At 40.9% G+C, this 19,203-nt stretch carries 10 protein-coding genes; 2 read left to right on the plus strand and 8 right to left on the minus strand.

All coding sequences use genetic code 11. From position 1 onward, the window contains the following. Positions 1–41: 41 nt before the first annotated feature. From B4Z90_RS02480 to B4Z90_RS02510, 7 genes are all read right to left on the minus strand, one after another. Positions 42–2,516, minus strand: a complete 2,475-nt coding sequence (locus B4Z90_RS02480) for a glutaminase family protein (RefSeq protein WP_112376075.1) — start codon at positions 2,514–2,516, stop codon at positions 42–44. A 90-nt stretch (positions 2,517–2,606) separates the two neighbouring features. Further along, positions 2,607–4,451, minus strand: a complete 1,845-nt coding sequence (locus tag B4Z90_RS02485; RefSeq protein WP_239468833.1) for a glycoside hydrolase family 2 protein — start codon at positions 4,449–4,451, stop codon at positions 2,607–2,609. Between the two features lie 38 nt (positions 4,452–4,489). Further along, positions 4,490–6,535, minus strand: coding sequence for a beta-L-arabinofuranosidase domain-containing protein (locus tag B4Z90_RS02490; protein WP_112376073.1), 2,046 nt, complete (start codon positions 6,533–6,535; stop codon positions 4,490–4,492). A gap of 2 nt (positions 6,536–6,537) precedes the next feature. After that, positions 6,538–7,212 carry a DUF3823 domain-containing protein gene (locus B4Z90_RS02495; RefSeq protein ID WP_046675395.1) on the minus strand — a complete coding sequence of 225 codons (675 nt, stop codon included), beginning with the start codon at positions 7,210–7,212 and terminating at the stop codon, positions 6,538–6,540. A 10-nt stretch (positions 7,213–7,222) separates the two neighbouring features. Further along, the gene (locus B4Z90_RS02500; protein WP_204991037.1) at positions 7,223–9,043 is read right to left on the minus strand and encodes a RagB/SusD family nutrient uptake outer membrane protein; all 1,821 of its coding nucleotides are present in this window, start codon (positions 9,041–9,043) and stop codon (positions 7,223–7,225) included. A gap of 5 nt (positions 9,044–9,048) precedes the next feature. Next, entirely contained in the window at positions 9,049–12,210 is a 3,162-nt protein-coding gene (locus B4Z90_RS02505) for a SusC/RagA family TonB-linked outer membrane protein (protein WP_112376072.1), read from the minus strand. A gap of 200 nt (positions 12,211–12,410) precedes the next feature. Beyond that, complete coding sequence (locus B4Z90_RS02510; RefSeq protein ID WP_112376071.1) at positions 12,411–13,571, minus strand: aldose epimerase family protein; 1,161 nt, start codon at positions 13,569–13,571, stop codon at positions 12,411–12,413. A gap of 176 nt (positions 13,572–13,747) precedes the next feature. Between B4Z90_RS02510 and B4Z90_RS02515 the strand changes: the two genes are divergently transcribed. Both B4Z90_RS02515 and B4Z90_RS02520 read left to right on the plus strand, forming a co-directional pair. Next, positions 13,748–16,903, plus strand: coding sequence for a sensor histidine kinase (locus B4Z90_RS02515; protein ID WP_204991036.1), 3,156 nt, complete (start codon positions 13,748–13,750; stop codon positions 16,901–16,903). 2 nt (positions 16,904–16,905) lie between these two features. Then, complete coding sequence (locus B4Z90_RS02520; protein ID WP_112376066.1) at positions 16,906–17,685, plus strand: response regulator transcription factor; 780 nt, start codon at positions 16,906–16,908, stop codon at positions 17,683–17,685. 50 nt (positions 17,686–17,735) lie between these two features. Here B4Z90_RS02520 and B4Z90_RS02525 read toward each other — a convergent pair whose 3' ends face one another. Further along, positions 17,736–19,199, minus strand: a complete 1,464-nt coding sequence (locus B4Z90_RS02525; protein ID WP_112376065.1) for a glycoside hydrolase family 76 protein — start codon at positions 19,197–19,199, stop codon at positions 17,736–17,738. Positions 19,200–19,203 lie beyond the last annotated feature (4 nt).

The raw sequence follows: 19,203 nt of genomic DNA on the forward strand, positions 1-19,203 counted from the left end.
TTATTATTCTATTTATATTATTTTCTATATCATAGGAAAAGCTATTTTGCTTTTCCCAATTTCTCTTCCAACATTTTGATAAAATACCCGCCAACAACAGATCGTGCTTTAAATCCTGCTCTTTTAGGACGGTCTGTATAAGTCCAATCCGACATGGGAACGCGATCGGTTGTTTCGTTCATAAAACGGTAGACTGGCTTCAAAAATGCCTCAAAGGTAGGCTTATCATCTGCCATAGTCGCCGTCCAAATAATCCAATCGGTTTTGGTATAAGGCTGACGGTTGTCCAGGGGAAGTCCGTATTTATTTTGTTTGCCGAGATAGTATTTAATTTCAGTTTCACGGATAGAAGGGTCGAAAATATCCATCTTAAGCAATTTATCCCAGACCATATTATACTTTTGGCTCCAGGTTCCGGTTTTATCAAAAGTTAACTTGTAGTGATCCCCATCTTCGGCCATCTTTTTCCATTTCATCGCCATTGCTTTTGCTTCGGTCAAATACTTTTTCGCCGTAGCCTCTTCACCAAGCATTTGGGCCAGATACCCGTAAGATGCAATACCCAAAATAGCTTTAATGGATAAATTGGCATTATGCGCAAAGTGGCCTGCAAAATCATCTGTACACAACTGATTTTCGGGGTCAAGACCTTTATCGACTAGATAATCTACCCAGGTAGACAACACTTTCCAATGTTTTTTGGCATATGCGGCATTGCCTTCCACCTTCGCTAAAGCATAAGTTAATAGCAGCATATTTCCCGATTCTTCGACAGGCATATCTCCACCGTAAGTTTGGCCATTCGCTAAAGGATAGGTCCCAACATCATGCGCAGCAAAAGGTTTTGTCCACTTATTGCTTTCACTATAATAAAAAATGGCGTTCATTAGTGCTTTTGCCAGTTCTGGATTATAGTAAAGGAAAATCGGAGCCGAAGGATAGGTTACATCAACTGTTCCTATTGACCCATTGCTATCATTTTCCTTGGACAGTAAAAGCAGATCGCCATTGGGTGCTTTTACAAGTTTATGAGCGGCGATTGCCTGTCTATAGGCCAAGGCACATAATGCAGCATAGTCCTCACCTCCGTTGCGCAAAGCTGTACCCCATAATTCGGCATCAAATTTATCAGCAGCCTTTTTGAGAACAGTATACTCTTTGTCGGCCAGTTCAAATTGTTTCTCAATGGAACTATTTCCATTGGTATTCCAATAAGGTCGTAAATTTTGTCCAAAATATTGGATCGAGTACAGGTCATCATAGCCCAACAAGATCTTATCCTGGTAGCTTGATGAGACATCAAAAGTTTGCATCAGTGCCAATTGTTGCCCTCCATTTGGAGAAGAGCTATTTTCACTCTTCAGAAAATTAGAGCGTAATTGATGGCTACTTCCGACCGCTGACTTTGTCTTAGATTTTGCACCTGCCATATAGAAATACCCCCAATCTATCCGTAGGTCGTCACCCTTCTTTCCTAGAACCTGCTGGCTTTTGCTTCCTGTCTTTACAAATTGGAGATTTCCGGAAATAAAGGAACTGCTTGTCGCATCTTGAAGAGGAGAATTCAGTGCCCAATTTGGTGCTGCCTCCAAATAAAGTTGTACCTGGTGTTTCTTGCCATCCTTCGCATGGACTGTATAGGAAAGATAATTTACGGGTCTAGCCATTAAGTCCAATTTATCCAAAAACATCGGCGCAGTAAATGTAATATTTAAGTCCACGGGCCCGCAGTTAAACGAATAATGTGTTTGTGTTGCCTGCACATTGGAAGTGATCTGATTCGCTTCATTGTCGAATTGAATACTACCTTCTTTTTCTGTAAAGAGTCCAAAATCAAAATATCCATTCGCTACCCTATTATAGCAATAACCCGCGAGTATATTTTTTCCTTTCTTCAATGTTTTTACGACATGTTCGGGCAGCTTGACCCGACTATTTTTACCTGTCGAATTGCCTGTATTAGCAACCTCAATACCGTTGACGTACAAAATAGCGTCATCGTCATGTGTAAATTCGATATATACGGATTTGCCCGTAAGATCCTCAGTCAGTTCAACTTCCCTTCTAACCCAAATTTTAGGTTCCTGCCAATCAGTCTCCACATTGGGTTCTTTGTCCTTGGTACCGAATGGCGCTGCCCCCATTTTCCATTGCCGTGCATCAAATGAAGGTTTCATCCAGTCTGAGGCAGGTTCGCTGACAACGTAACTTCCCGTCCAAGCCGCATGTTCGCCCATCCGGGCCAAAGGCAAGAGTTCAGCCTCTTCTTTGCCCAGGAAGCGATAGGGTTTTCCATCCACTTTAAGGACGCCCAATAAGGGAAAGGATTTTCCGGTCCAATGGCGTACAACATCTGCATTCAATTCGTTGCTATAGGACCAGGCACTTGTATTCGGGTCAATTGTTACTAAAGGATAGGCAGGCGCGCGAAGATCATTCTTAAGGACTTGTTTTTGTGCAAACGACGATACCGATTGACATACAATAGCCGTTGCAATTAGTAATTTTAATTTCATTGATTTCGTATAAAATAGGTTTAGGTTGACCGGTATATTTTCAGCGATAAATTTAGGCCGCAACCCGTGTTGCGGCCATATCGCTATCAATTATTTGGTAGGTGCATTATAAAGCGCCTGATGTGCAGCCTTCAATTCTGCTTCAGGCATTTTTACAACTTTACGATCATAAGTCATCAAACCATTTGTTTCTACTTCCACATCTGTTGTCTGTGTATAAACAGCGGCCGACAATCCCATCGGAATTAGACGTGTCAAATCATGGATAAGACGTTTGTAACGCTCCAATAATTCCGTTTTATTCTTGAAACTTTGGTATCCCCAGTTGTCTTTCTGTTGCCAAGAATGTCCGTCTATCGGTAATCCCAGACCACCGAATTCACCCAATGCAAGCACTTGTTTAGCACCAAACAAATTTGGATCAGGCATGGCTGCATCCGGATAATTATGGATATCCAAGATATGTCCAGTTTCCATAAAGTTACCACCACTGGCGCTATTTACGAGTCTTGACGGGTCATTAGCCACGGTCCATTCCGTAATTTCCTTCGTTTTGAATTGCCCCCAAGCCTCATTGAAAGGCACCCAGATGACAATACTTGGATAGTTGTGCAATACCTCCATAATGGTTTTCCACTCTTTCCGGTAGTAATTCTCAGATTCCTGTGAACGTACTTTATCCCGATTGCCACCTGAAATCTTTCCCGGTTGCATATCCCAATGATTTCCACCAAGATCGCCGCTAGGCATATCTTGCCAGACAAGCATACCTATACTATCACAGTACCGATACCAACGTGCCGGTTCTACCTTGATATGCTTACGGATCATATTGAATCCCATTTCCTTTGTTTTGACGACATCAAACTTCAGCGCTTCATCCGTTGGCGCGGTATGTAGACCATCCGGCCACCAGCCTTGATCCAATGGACCATATTGGAAAGTAAACTTATTGTTTAACATTAAACGTTGAACGCCGTTTTCATCTTTCTGCATGGCTATCTTCCGCATGGCGAAGTAGCTTTTCGCCTGGTCTACGATTTTTCCTTTTCGAATCAGCTGAATTTCCAGATCATAGAGTTTAGGGTTACTCGGCGACCAGGGCTCCAGATTGGGTACCGAAAGATCAAAAGATGTATTGGGTTGTCCTATTTGTTCTTTAATAAGCTTTCCGCCATCCAATGCACGCACCTTTATTTCGTCACCGGCTTGGCTTCCCTCTACGGAAGCTTGAAAGGCCAAGACAGCATCGTCCAATCGCGGTGTCTGTTTGGTACTTACAATGTAAGTTTGTGGAACACTTTCTAACCAAACGGTCTGCCAAATTCCCGTCACTGGTGTATACCATATACCATTCGGCTTGTTCACCTGTTTACCCCGTGGTTGTGGACCATCATCAGTCGGATCCCATACCCGAATGGCTATTTCCTGTTTCGCTCCTTTCTTTAGGAAGCTTGTCACATCCATCGAAAATGGATCAAAACCACCTTCATGTCTTCCGACCAATTGATTATTTACATACACATCACATTGCCAATCTACGGCACCGAAATGCAACAGGACCTTATTTTTATGGACAGACTTGTCCAATGTTATGGTATTGTTATACCATAAGGCTTTATCTTTTCCAACCTCTTTACCAACACCGGACAATGCCGATTCAATTGCAAAAGGAACAAGGATGTTGCCGTCCCATTGCCGAGGAATCTCTTTAGTACCTACCGGAGTGACAGCATATTTCCATAGTCCATTTAAATTCTGCCAGTTATTGGTTCTGATTAATTGTGGCCTAGGGTATTCAGGATGTGGCTTTTGGGCCGTTACTTTCTCGCCCCAGGGGGTTAATATATGTGATCCGGCGGGTTTCCAATCCTGAGCAAAGTTCAATTGTGCTGCCATCATCAAACTGGCAAAAAATAAGGTTTTCTTCATCATAAAAAATCGTTAAGTCATTTATTTATATCGTATTTATATTATTTCACCGTGGGAAAAGCAGCAATGCGCAAACGTGCTGCTCCCATTGGAATTAGTTCAACTTCCTGTACCTCGCTTTTGCTTTCCACGGGGCTCAGAGGCAATACCCCCGTTAACCCGTTTTCATCAATTTTCCACCCATCGATACGTTTCGCTTTCACAAGAATCGAAATAGGTACTGCTTCTGCGTCGAAAGGAAATGCATCTTTAGGCCATGGTCGTTTGACCACTTTTAGGTGGTTAACAGCTTGCAATTGATTTTGTACAAGTCCGTAATTCCAATCACTTGCAGGAAGGATTTCATAGGATGGCCACTTGGATGGATCTGCAGTCTCCTGCCATTTGGAATCTCCTATTGCCGAAGCCTTACTATCTTTTTTCACATAATTCTCTTTGATTTTAAGGGCATAGGTCAATGGTCCACGCTGGATACTCACTGAATTTTTATTGGCTGTCCATGTTTTCAGATCTATGGTCATTGGTAAGGAAAGTTCGACCTTGTCGCCGTCTTTCCACTGCCGTTGAATCCGAATATATTTTGCACCAGCTTCCACAGCTTGGCTTTTACCATTAACCGTTACTTTCGCTTGTTTCTCCCAGGCTGGAATACGGAGATAAAAGGGAAAATCAACCGTTTTACCATGTGTTCCTATTTCAAATCGTAGCGATTCTTCAAAAGGATAATTGGACTCTTGCCGGATCTGAATAGCCTGCTTGTTTCCGACGTTGATTTCAGCCTTTGATGCGGCATATAGTACTGCCGCAACACCGTTATCATTCGTTGCCATATACAAATGCTCAGCATAATATGGCCAGCCCTGACTGTGATTATGCTGACAACAGCGTGAACTGAAGGGATTCATCATTAAAAATGGCCCGTTATTATCAATTCCAGGAGCATGATTATGGCTGTCGCTGATGGTCATATTTGGACTTGTAATATACCTTAAGGCCTTGAAATCTGCTGTTACGGCTGCTGGATAGGTATTGAAAGCGACTTCCTCCGCATGATCTGCCCAAAATGGATCTCCTGTTATCCCAAGAAGGATTTCATTGGACGCCATCTGTTCGACCATACCACAGGTTTCCACCCCTTGACGGGGATCGGTATATCCTGGACGTGCATTTTCATCGGCACCGAACATACCGCCTGGAACCTGACCAAATACCTGCCTGACAAAATGAAAATTAGCGTAGGTCGCATTCAGGTCTTCACTCGATTGGCTTTTCAGATAATAGGTTGCCGGCTCTCTGAAACACTGCGCTACATTAACATTATGCCAATTCGGCAAATCATCTTTCTGGCGCCAATTGGCGGTATTCCGATGGATTTTATCTGCTAAATCCATCAGCCATTCATTCCCCTGTGTTCTATTATAGAGCCAATAAACCGAGAGCAGATTGTCACCACCCCGACTATTTTCCCAATAGTCTTTAAGAAAAAAACTATCCGGCAAATTGGCCTGCCATTTAAAATAATTGGTCATCAAGGTTAAGACACGTTGGTCACCGCTATATTCATAATAAGATTGCAGGCACCACAACATCAACATATTCCCCCAAAGATCTGGTTTGTTGTTACGCAGAATCAATGGCCCAAAGTATCCATCAGAACGCTGGCTTTTTAGTGCGGCTTCCAACCATATCTTTGACTCCGCTAGGATTGTAGGATCTTTTAAGATGTAGCCCAGATTAGCATAACCTTTTAGCCAATAAGGAACTTCTTCCCAGCCATAATCTCCTTTCCCATCCGTACTTAACCAAGCATTATTTTTTTTGGATAGCCAAGCGCTAATTTCGCCCAAATGACCTGTGAGACCATCTTTTTGCAACGCTAGGTACTTCCCTAACCAGCCTTCAGGCACTATACTGCCTACCGGCAATTTCAGCAAGGCATTTTGTCTCAGTGGAGCCCTATTGTTCACGTATTGTGTATTCTTACCTGTCAACGGCAATTGGTTTACGGAAGTTGCTATTCTTGATTGAGCCGACGTAGCTAAGCCAAACCCCAACAATAAGCTTAAAAAGCCAATTCTTTTAATCATTTTTATTTTAGTTTCTTTGGTTCACTATCGTACAGCGCCTCGGTAATCCCATTTACCCGTAACCCTACGCGCGCATACACCGCTGCGCTCTTGGTCAAAATATCTTTGATATCCAGTTCCAATTCGACATGGCCGGCATTTAATCCAGTTTTTTCCATCTTATATGTATATTGGCCCAAATCCACAAATTTTGTATCATTGACCAATAAGGTGACTAAATCAATCGTTCTTGAAGCATCTATCGTTTCGATATCAAAAGATGCTTTAAGGATATTTCCTTGTGTGTTATAGGTTATATTACTCATCATGTAGTAGGGTTTCACCTGATAATCCACTGTGGTATTGCCCTTCACATCAACTAGCAACGTATCGGCGCTGCTCACCCATGGTCCATTTCCACTGGTTGTCACCAATTTGTACTTTCCATCGAAAAGTTTCGTAGAAAACGAACCATCTTGAGTTAAATAAACATTAATAGGAGACCGAAATTGATAACCATCCTGCCAGAGTTGAAGATAGACCGATTGATTGGATCCTCTCAGCCCCAAAGGTTTGGAATTATAGGTTACATGTCCGCTTAATGTGCTTTGTGGTGCATCATAATTATCTTTGCCACAAGCAAAAACACCCAAGAGTAAACACAAACCGACTATTAATTTACAAAAAAAAGTTTTCATAAGAATAATGCTATTGATAAGGATTTCGGACTAGCTTCGGATTGTTGTTAATCCAATTTTGGTCAACGAAATTATAATAGTTCTGATATTTAAAATTTCGCGGATAGAGCGTATGGCTAGATTTCTGTTTCTCGAAAACCCACTTGCCATTGTTAGGATCCCCAGGAGCATATATTTTATACGGAAATAGGGCATAGTGCACCGCATTGTAATTATCAGCACTTCCGTTCCAAATTTCGTGTGCAATGCGTAAACGCTTGAGATCCCAGTAGCGATGATCTTCGAATGCAAATTCAACTCGACGTTCCTGAATGATATCATTTAAAGAAATAGTCGTCAATGCTTGTATTCCCGCGCGCTCCCTGATCTTATTGATATATCCAGTCAACTCAGCTTGCGGTTTACCAAGTTCAAGCCCCGACTCTGCAGCGATCAACAGAAATTCAGCATAACGAAAACGGACAAACCAAATATCCGAACCGCGCCCGCGTGTAGAGGCATCTTTATTTTCGTCAATAAACTTCCGGATATTAAATCCAGTTTTATTGACATACATATCGTTGGAAGTCGTAGGGCCATCCTCACTCGTAACAAGTCCGCCAAATTTATCATTTGAGGAACCAGGCGAACCTGTTACTGTCTTCCATGTACCATTTTCTTTATACCGAACCCCCGCCTGATAAGTTATTTTCGTTCCAGCAAAATCTGCTCCGGAGTAAATTACCGTACCATACAAGCGTGCATCCTTATTGGCAAAAAGATCTTCGGGATTTGTATAATAAACATAGTCACCAGCAGCAGTCTTCGTTTTCAGATCCCCTTTTCGATCATTTGTATATTCAAATGCTTCCACCAAATTGAGTACTGGAGTTACGAAATTGGCATCAATATCACCGCGGACAGATGAGGCTATATTATTATTGGTAAAAGAATGGGTCTCACCAGGATAAGCATAGTCTTTTGCCCAAATTACTTCATTGCTTGATTTTGAGGTTACGGCAAGATAAAAGTTCTTGCCCTTATCCGGATTTGCATTATACAGCGCATAAGGACTATTATTTATAATATCCAAAGCAGTTTCATAAGCTGTCTGATAATATTTAATTGCTTCAGATGCAGGGATGCCCACCTCATTTCCTGCAGTCTTCACGTCTGGAGTTTTATAGTTATACTTGGCTATGGAAGCAGCATATAAACTTGCGCGGGCTTTTAACGCCAAAGCTGTCCATTTATTGGCTCTCGCCGAATTGATGGTTTTCTCTGTACCGAGCATTTTAGCCGCTTCAGTACATTCACTGATGACATAATTATAACTTTCAGCCTCGGTTGCACGCGACAACTGTAATTCTGCTGGATCCATTCCACTTGTATAATCATATACTTTATCACCCACCATTGGCACTCCCCCCAAACGCTTGATCATATTAAAATAAGTCCAGGCACGGATAAAGCGGGCCTCACCTTCAATGCTCTTTTTATTGTTGTCATCTAATGTTGATTGTCGGACACCTACAATAAATTGGTTTAGATTTCGGATCAATTCATAATCATACATCCGCCAAAAATCATTTGGAAACTCCTGCATATTGTTGGGAGAACCACTGGAAAATCCTGCTTCATCTAGCATCGCAAAGGAGCCGTTGTCGCCAAATTGCTGGCCCCAGCTGACTCTTCCATAGTAATTGGCCAACACTGACTTCACCATATTTTGATCTGAAAATATCTGATCATCGGTAAAAATAGCCTGTGATTCCCTGTCCAAAAACTTATTACAGCTTGAGAATGCACATACTAAACATACACCCCATAAAATAACCTTCCTCTTTATCATTTTCATTAAAAAGTTAAATTAACACCCACATTTATAACCCGGTTTGTTGGGTATTGAACACCCGAATCACTTGTGATTTCCGGATCGATCTTCATATCACCCAAATTATCTATACTGAAGAGATTCTGCATCATCGTATATATTCGTAATTTTTGGATTCCACGAGCTTTCATCCACTTGTCTGGCAAGGTATATCCAATCTGAAGATTTCTTAGTTTTATATAATTTACATTGGTGAGCCAAAAATCGCTATGCCAATAATTACTATGGTTTTGATTTCCGCGAATCAATGTTGGATACTTGCCGGGAATCAATGTACTATTCGGGTTGGTAATATCACTGAGCATCCATTGATTCTCCATGTAATATTGCGGATTATTTCCACCATCGTGGAAAGGGTTCATCGCTTCGTAATTGGGACGATAGGATGCAAATGCTGCTCCTGTCAAATCCATGGCCAGATCAAATCCCTTGAACTGTCCGCCCAGATTAATTCCAAAATTGAAATAAGGAAGTCCGCCTTGCCGATATCCTATTGGCCGCTGATCCAGCTCATTGATCACTTTATCCCCATTGATGTCTTCATATTTTATATCTCCTGGTCTCAAGGTAGAATTACCTTGACGGTCATTGTCTACATCGTAATTGGCAATTTCTTCCCAGGACTGAAACTGTCCAGTAGCATGTAAGCCCCAATTTAGATAGGCGTAGCGGTCAAAAATGGAGTTCCGATACTGATTCCAGGAATTCCCAAACCGGGGTTTATATTGTTCACCATCAATCTGACGGGCAAATGTAAAATTACCACCGACAAAGTAATTGAAATCGCCAGCCTTACTCCGCCACATAATTGAGCCATCGATACCCTTATGCATATCGGAGTTTAGGTTTTCATAAGGCAGACTAAAACCAACCTCATTTGGTATCAATACATCATTTCTGGAAGCCGGTAGACCACTTCTTTTCCTTCGAAAGAAATCCAAGCTACCCGTCAATCTTCCCTTTAATGTGCTAAAATCAAGCCCCACATTCAACATGTGCGCCTCAATCCAGGAAAGTGTTTTAACAGGAAGTCCACGGGGTTGGGTGCCAATAACATATTTTCCGTCAATCGTCGAACCTTTGGAATTATAGGTATATCCGCTCAGGTAACCAAAAGCATAATATTTCCAATCATCCAAATTGTCATCCCCCAATATCCCGTAAGATCCCCGAAGCTTAACATCATCAAGTACCTTCCGCATGCCATCTGTCCAAAACTTTTCAGAAGAGATCCGCCATCCCGCGGATGCTGAAGGAAAAAATCCCCATCGACTTCCAGGAGCAAACTTCCAGGATCCATCATAACGCGATGAAAGTTCTAAAAGATATTTTTGATCGTAGTCATAATTGACCCGACCTGCAAAGCCGGCTCTTGCTTGCGTATTTACTCCAGTATCATTATAGGTATCCATCGTTTGAAAATAAATCAAACTCAATGCATTCGATGCTGGTCTGTCGTGGACATAAATATCGGGGTTATCTCGTTTTATTGACTCCGCGGCTAATACAGCATTCACACCATGCTTTCCAAAACGTTTGTTATAATTTAAAGTGAATTGTGTTGAAATTTCTTCGATTTGAGCGATAGACCGCTCCCGCCAAGGGTTATCCATGCTAAATATAACTGGATAGGTATCCGTTTTTTCATCATAGCCATACAATTTGTAAGTGAACTCCTGATTATCCATCCACTTATTAGCCAAATAGTACCCTACCGTTCCTTTGGCAACCAAATCATCTGTAATCTTATACTCGGCATTAAAATTTAGTTGCATCACCCGCCATTTTTCCTGATATGTACCCGATAGATCATAATTCAGCATCGCAAAATTCGTCTCGGTATTGGCGGCAGTTTGTGTTGGATAGAGCGGATTGTCGTTGGCAAATGGCCGCGCAGTAGGTAAGTTGCGGTAAATGGCAAATAAGGCTTGCCAAGTATCGTCAGCACCGGGTACCCCAGGTTGTTTGCGCTGTTCGATCCGCCCGTTCAAATTAGCCCCTATTTTTAATCGTTTAGATACGCTCGCATCAATGTTCATCTGAACATTAGTACGTTTGAAACCACCATAATTACGGATAATGGATTGTTGGTCGAGATGCCCGGCACTTAAGTAATAATTGATTTTTTCGGACCCACCGCTCACATTTCCAGAAACATAGGTTTGCGGACTAGTTTTTAAGATATAATCGTACCAATCAAATGGGCGGTAACCTTTTTCCGTCCCCTGCTGCCATTTTTCAAGATCGCTTAATGAATACTTGGGATCCTTCACACCAAGAATAGCATCCGATTGAATGTAGCTCTTTACATAGGTACTTGCATCTGCAGGCTTAGGAAAACGAAACATACTTTGCCAGCCGTAATAGGAATTGATATTAAAGGTATTGTTATCGCCACGCTTTCCTTTCTTTGTCGTTACAACCACCACTCCGTTGGCTGCGCGTACACCATAAATCGCTGCGGACGCATCCTTCAAAACCGAAACAGATTCGATGTCATTGAAGTCCAAATTATTGAATTGGCCTTCATCTTTTTGAACACCGTCGATCACATACAAGGGAGTTCCCATATTCCGGATGCTGATCCCCGTCCATGCTCCAGGGCGTCCATCCGACATCCGGCTATTGACCCCTGCAATCTTCCCGACCAAAGCTCCCGAGGTTGTAGTCGCAACAGATCTGGAAATATCCTGCGAAGAAATTGCCGTGATTGCACCAGTAACAGATTCCTTCTTTTGTGTACCGTACCCGACCACAACCACTTCGCCGATACGTGAATTTTCATCGTCCAATGTAATAGCTAAATCCGCGCTCGCGGCCACTTCTTTTGAGAGATACCCAACTGAACTTACAGTCAGTAGATCCCCAGCATTCACACCTGTTAGACTAAAATTACCTTTTGCATCCGTTGAAACGGCAGTGCTTGATTTGGATTTTAAAGCGACTGTCGCTCCTACGATCGGATTGCCCTCTTTATCCTTAACCACACCCTTGATTGATTTTTGCAAAGCAATGCTTTCTGCAGGAACTGGAAATAAATCTGCTCCCTTTGCTAAAGGAATAAAACTGCTCGCACAGCAGAGTAAAGTAGCAGAAATTGGCAGACATTTAAGACCCTTAAACATACCTAGATTGATTAGTTTGTATAATTGATTTGTCCAAAATTAAGGTATATTCAATCGGACAGGCTTTCGTTTTTTCTCAAAAAACTGCCTATTTGTATCAAATAATTAATACAACCTAAAACGTTTTAAAGTCTATTAAACAGAGAAAGTACACCTCTTTTCAGTGGTATACTTTCAAACCAATCATTATTAAATATGTATTATTTTACCGAAAAACGATACAGGGATTTCGTTTGATATACTTGCCCCGGGTTCAGGACTGTTGTTGGAAAAGCTGGCTGATTCGGAGCGTCCGGAAAATGCTGCGGTTCAAGGCAAAAAGCCGTACGGAAGGAATCTTTTTTACCATTCTTCAATTGTACTTGTTCGTTCATAAAGTTGCCGCTATAAAATTGAATACCAGGTTCGGTTGTCAGAATATCCATGACCACCCCTGATTTATCACCGATCACATGTGCCGCTTTAAACCAGTCGCCATCTTTCTCTTTACTTAAGACAAAATTGTGGTCATAGCCCTTTCCAAAACTAAGCTGCTGGTCATTGGCATTAATATCTTTTCCTATCGGTTTCAAGGTTGTAAAATCAAAAGCTGTTCCCTTTACCGGTGCTAATTGCCCTGTGGGTATTAGTGTACTATCTACTGGTGTGTATTCATTGGCAAACAATTGAAGTTGATGATCCAGAATGGTACCACTTCCTTCACCGTTTAAATTAAAGTAAGCATGGTTGGTCAAATTGATCACCGTCTTTTTATCGGAAGTAGCACGATAAGCTATCATCAATTCATTATTATCGTTCAGCGTATAAGTCACCTCCATTTGGATGTTTCCTGGAAAACCCTCGTGTCCGTCAGCTAAGGTGTAAGCAAATGTCAGGGATGATTTATCTGACGATTTTAATGTCCAATTGGCAAAATGCACACCTTTAAAACCGCCATGCAGCGTATTAGGACCGTTATTTACCGCCAATGTATAGGTTTTATCATCCAACTTAAATTTGCCTTTGGCGATCCGATTACCAAAAGGCCCTACAATAGTACCAAAAAATGGTTCTTTGGGATTATTATAATCAGCCGCTTTAGAAAAACCCAAAACCACATCGCATAACTCACCCTTATTGTCAGGCACCCATAATCCCACTAAACGTGCACCAAAATTGGTAAAATAAGCTTGTACGCCATTTTTATTGCTCAGTTCATATAGATACGCCTGTTTTTGATCAATAGTTCCGCTGAACTGCGCGGTATCCATGAAGGCCGATAAAGAATCTGCTTTGGGAGTTTTAGAACCAGTCGGTTGCTGGCAAGACACACTAAAAGCAAGTATTGCAGAAAGACCCAGCAAGGTCAATTTTCCTCTCATTCGTAATATTTTAAAGGGTTTATAATCTTTGTTTAGATAGAACTTACGTCCTTTTCTAGATTTTTTATAATTTTAACGATTACAATCTATAAGCTAAAGTCTTAAATTTTTTAGAAATTTTAAGATTAAATTGTTTCATTTTAGCTCTATTTTGTATCAATAACCAAAAAATGATCATGATCAACCTGAAGCCTTTACGATTGCTATTTATCCTGTTACTCCCTTCCTTGCTATATGCGCAGCCCTACTATTTCAATCATTATCAAATCAATGAAGGTTTGTCAAACAATGCTGTCATTTGTAGCATGCAAGATAGTCAGGGTTTTCTTTGGTTCGGCACAAAGGATGGATTAAATCGCTTTGACGGTAACAATTTCAAACATTTTGATGCCACCCAATCTGGGAAAAACAGCTTGGGTGGTAATAATATCATCTCCTTGAAAGAGGACTTTCGAAAAAGAATTTGGATTGGAACAGATCAGGGAATCTATTGCTACGATCCCGTCGACGAGCAATTTAGATTACTGAGCAAACAATTTGAAAATGCGGACGTACCCGTCATTGTTACCGATCAACGCAAAAGGATCTGGTTTATATCCAATGGAATGCTCTATTGCCATGATTTGGTTAGTCACGCAATTCAACAATTTACAAAATCGGACCTCTATATTACGTCAATCAGCTGCACAAAAAATGGAACTGTATTTTTTGGAACTCCTGAAGGTAAGATCTTCCAGATAGGTTCTTCTGGAAAACCCGCACTAATGCTTGACTTTCAAGCAAAATATGGTCCTAAAGACTGGTTTAGTATTGAGAAAATAATGGAAAACCGCGATGGAGACTTATTGATTGGCACGTCGAAAACTGGGGTTTATAGCTACAATTTTAAAAACAAGTCCCTCAAGTCAATTCTTGGTCCGGACAAGCTGCATCAATTTCTCTATGTAAGAGATATTATACAGCCAAACGATCATGAATATTGGTTTGCAACCGAATCTGGCCTCTTCATTTACCAAATAGCGAGCGGAAATTACATCAACATTCAGAAAGAACAAGAAAACCCTTGGGGGATATCTGACAATGCCATTTATAATATCCTACAAGATAAGGATGAGGGTATTTGGCTGGGAACCTACTTTGGTGGGATTAACTATTATCACAAGAATAATAGTATAATCGAAAAATTCCTCCCACAAGATCGCCCCGGGAGCTTAAAAGGCTCTGTCGTTCGGATTATCAAAAAAGACATCAACCACGATATATGGATAGGCACCGAAAACGGAGGTCTATCTAAATTGGATCCTAAATCGGGTTATATCCAGAACTTCTCCGATAAACAGGGGAATCTGGCAAATAACAATATTCACGGTATTCTCCCTATTGGCGACAAACTACTGATTGGTACTTTCGTCAATGGTCTGGACATTTTTTCGCCAAAGCTTCAAAAAGTTATCTATCACATCGATCGTAACAGCAATGTATCAACATCCGATCTCCAAAGTAATTTTCTTTTTTATCTCTATAAAACTCGAAAAGGAGAAATCATGGCTGCATCCACACGCGGCCTATACCGCTTTGATCTAGAAAAAAAATCTTTCCACCTTATTGATAATGTCCCAGAATACATGTTTTATACAAGCATTTTGGAAGATAAAAAGGGGAATATCTGGGTCGGAACGTGGCGTGATGGACTATTCTGTTATCATCCGACCACACGTTATTTCAAACACTATACGCATCATCAGAACGATCTCAATTCCTTGCCCAACAATAGGGTCAACAGTATATTTGAGGACTCAAAAAATCAAATTTGGATAGCTACCGAAGGTGGGATGGCTAAAAAGAAATCAAATCAGGATGGCTTTGAAAACATTGGCCTGGAAGAAGGAATGCCCAGTAATGTGACACTCGCCTTTTTAGAAGATAAACAAAATAACCTTTGGGTGAGTACTTCCAAGGGCCTGGTACGCTACCATCTTCCCAGTGGAAAAAAACGCATCTTCAACTTGGAGTCTGGCCTACCGACGATTCAGTTCAATTACAATTCATCCTTTAATGATGACAATGGAAACTTTTATTTCGGCACCATCAATGGACTGATACGTTTCAATCCCGAAAGGCTCAACCAAATCAACTACAAGAATCAAATTCCGATTTACATCACTAATTTTTACATCAACAATAGGGCGATCAATCAGTACACCGATACAAATATTCTGTCCAAATCAATTCTGTTCACGGATAAAATCAAACTGAAACACGACGAGTCATCCTTCAGTCTTGATTTTGCGGCATTACACTACCAAGCCCCCCATTCCATTCACTATAGCTACAAAATGGATGGTCTCGACGACAATTGGATAGACATTACAAGCAATCAACGAGCTTACTTCACCAAGCTAGCGCCCGGAAACTATGTTTTTACTGTAAAAGCAGAAGATCCAAATGGCAATACAATCCCCACTTTTGCTAGTCTTAAAATCACTATTCTTCCTCCGATCTGGGCAAGTATACCGGCCTTTGTTTGCTATGCTCTAATCCTTGTGGGGCTGATTATATTTGTTATTCATCATTTCAATGAAAAGATCAAACAACGCAATCGACAACATCTTTTAACCGTACAAAATCTACGCGAGCAAGAACTCTATCGCTCAAAAATCAATTTTTACACCGATGTTGCGCACGAAATACGCACACCGTTGACATTGATCAAGGCCCCCTTAGAGAAGCTTATGGACAAAGTCGATCACAATCCTGTAACCGACAAGCTACTATTGACCATGCAAAACAACACGGAGAAGTTGATTGCCCTTAGCAATCAGCTATTGGATTTTAGACAGGTCGAAACAGAAGGATTCAAATTACACTTTGAATCAGAAAACATAAGCCAAACGGTCCAGGAAATTATCAACAATTTTACAGTCACACTGCAGGCGCAGGACAAGCAGATGGTATCGCACATTATGCCAGATATCATAGGTCAAGTCGATATCGACGCATTCGACAAGATATGTTACAACCTCTTGAATAATGCCCTTAAATATTCTTCATCCTATATTGAAGTGAATTTGAATATGGATAAACAGAAAAATATCTTTATATTGACCGTGAAAAACGACGGAGCTTTAATTCCTTCAGAAGAAAGGGAAAGAATTTTTGAACCATTCAATCGCTTAAAACAAAATAAGAATGTTCCTGGAAGCGGCCTAGGCTTGGCATTGACAAGGTCCTTAACGTTAAAACACCAAGGTACCCTGTTATACAGTACAAACGACCTCCAATTGAACGTATTTAGTTTGACATTGCCTTTGAATCACAATACAAACCCATAATTATGAATGCCAAATCCAATTTATTATTAGTAGATGATCATACTGAACTACTTGAATTCATTGCGGATGATCTCAATGAGGATTATCAGATAACAACGAGTTCCAATGGTAGGGAAGCGCTGGATGTATTAGCCACTGAATATTTTGATCTGATCGTCAGCGATGTGATGATGCCAGAAATGGATGGTTTTGAACTCTGTCAAAAAATTAAAGAAGATATCGCATATGCACACATTCCAGTTATACTCTTAACGGCAAAAAATAGTATTGAATCAAAAATTCAGGGTTTGGAGTATGGTGCCGACGCTTATATTGAAAAACCTTTTTCACCTGCCTTTTTAAGAGCACAAATCGCGAGTTTATTAAAGAATAGAGTTAAAGTCAAGGAATTTTTTATTAAAAATCCGATGTCGCAAATACAGCAAATCGGTCAAAATCAAAGTGAACAAGAGTTTTTGTTGAAGATTGAAGAAATCATCATGCAACACCTCGATGATCCACAGTTTAATGTCGATCGAATGGCCGATATTCTCTGCATGAGTAGACCTACCCTCTATCGCAAAATTAATGTGGTATCGAGCCTATCGCCCAATGAACTGATTAATTTAACGCGGCTCCGAAAAGCAGCAGAACTGCTCATCCAAAAGCAGCATAAAGTCTACGAAATTTCTAATTTACTAGGCTATAGCTCCGCGACTCATTTCTCTCGTAATTTTCAAAAGCAGTTTGGACAGAGCCCTACTGAATTTCAAGACGCCCAAACTGCTTTATCTAAATCATAACGATGCAGACAATCCTATCCCAACCAAAATAAGTGCCCCTATTTGAGCATTTATTTTGGTTGTTCAACTTGCGCAAGTGTAGCATATTGTGCCGCAAAAGTGAACATAAACATTCCCTCCAGATCATTCTTGCTTTTATCTTTTGCCCAACCTCCGAGCAAATCATTTGGCAAAAATCCTTCGTTCAAGAAATGCGTATAGCCATAATCCAAGTTTTCCTGAAAAGACTTCACATACATCCCAGCCTTACTATAATTCGGTAATATAGTGGTATAGCCTCTTAACAAAACACCGTTAAACCAGTTATTAAAACCGTCTGTTGCATAGGTATAGTGCTCTGGAATCTGCTGCCCAAACTTTCCAAAATAAGTAAAAGTCGCATCGGCCAGTTTCTTGCCATCTTCTAAATAGCTTTTAGCTTTCGTAACACGATATAAGTCTGCTGCTCCGGAAATCATCGTTCCACTATTATAGGAAAATGCAGTTCCGACGGCTTTTCTGAGTTCGGTATTTTTTCGGTATCGCACGCCGTTGACCGTTTCATAAGCTATCGAACAATCCGGAAAACAATCACCCATCATATCCGCATAGACACCTTTTTCATTAAGAAGATTTGCTTTTTGCCAATCATAAATCCTTTTAGCATAACGAAGATAAAAATCGGCCTTCCGCTCTTTTTTAGCAATACGGGTTAGTTTATCTTTCTGATCGATGGAATGCGCAATTATTTGGTCCCCTTTGTTTTTATAGATTTCATACAATGCAACAAGCGGACTAATCATCGGTGCATTACTACAGGCATGCTTCGTTACATATCCTGGTCCCCATGGAATTCCGCCATGCTCTTTCCCTTTCTCATCCAAAGTACAATCCCAACCATCAAGAACATAAGCCGTAAGGTACTCCGCTTCTTGCAAATAGCGATCTTGCCCGGTCAAATGATAAGCTTCCAATAATTCCCGTACCAACCACATCTGATCATCATAGACGTTCAATACGCCCGTTACATTTGCTTTTCCTTTTTCTCGAACGCGATCGACAGCATACACCGTCCATTCTTTATGCTGCGTAAACGACGTTAGCGTAAAGGTCCCTAAATAATAGGCTGCATTTGCATGAAGCTTAGCCAATAAATCTACATAGCGGGAATAATACATTTTATAAAGCTTGCCGTTATCTACCTTCTGTTGCTTTTTCAAGCCACTCAACACAGCGTTTACAGATTCTATGGAAACAGAATACATCCATACACTAGCTGTTTCTTCGGATCGAACCTTCGTAAATGGGTTATAAAAACGATGCATTTTGAAATCTTCACCGGAAAAATAGACGTCCATTGATCGATCAATCAATTGGATTGCCCGTAAAAGATTCTGCTGGCTTTTATTTTGATCATGTACTGATCTTTGGGTGTGCAATTCTTGCGCATAAGCCTGTTTTACGCAGAGGGGTGATACTGACAGCGAAATTAGAGAAAGTGCCCAAAAAGGCCGGTTGGAAAAGAATTTGATCATGATA

The sequence above is a fragment of the Sphingobacterium sp. UBA5639 genome (assembly GCF_002421245.1).
Classification (GTDB): domain Bacteria; phylum Bacteroidota; class Bacteroidia; order Sphingobacteriales; family Sphingobacteriaceae; genus Sphingobacterium; species Sphingobacterium multivorum.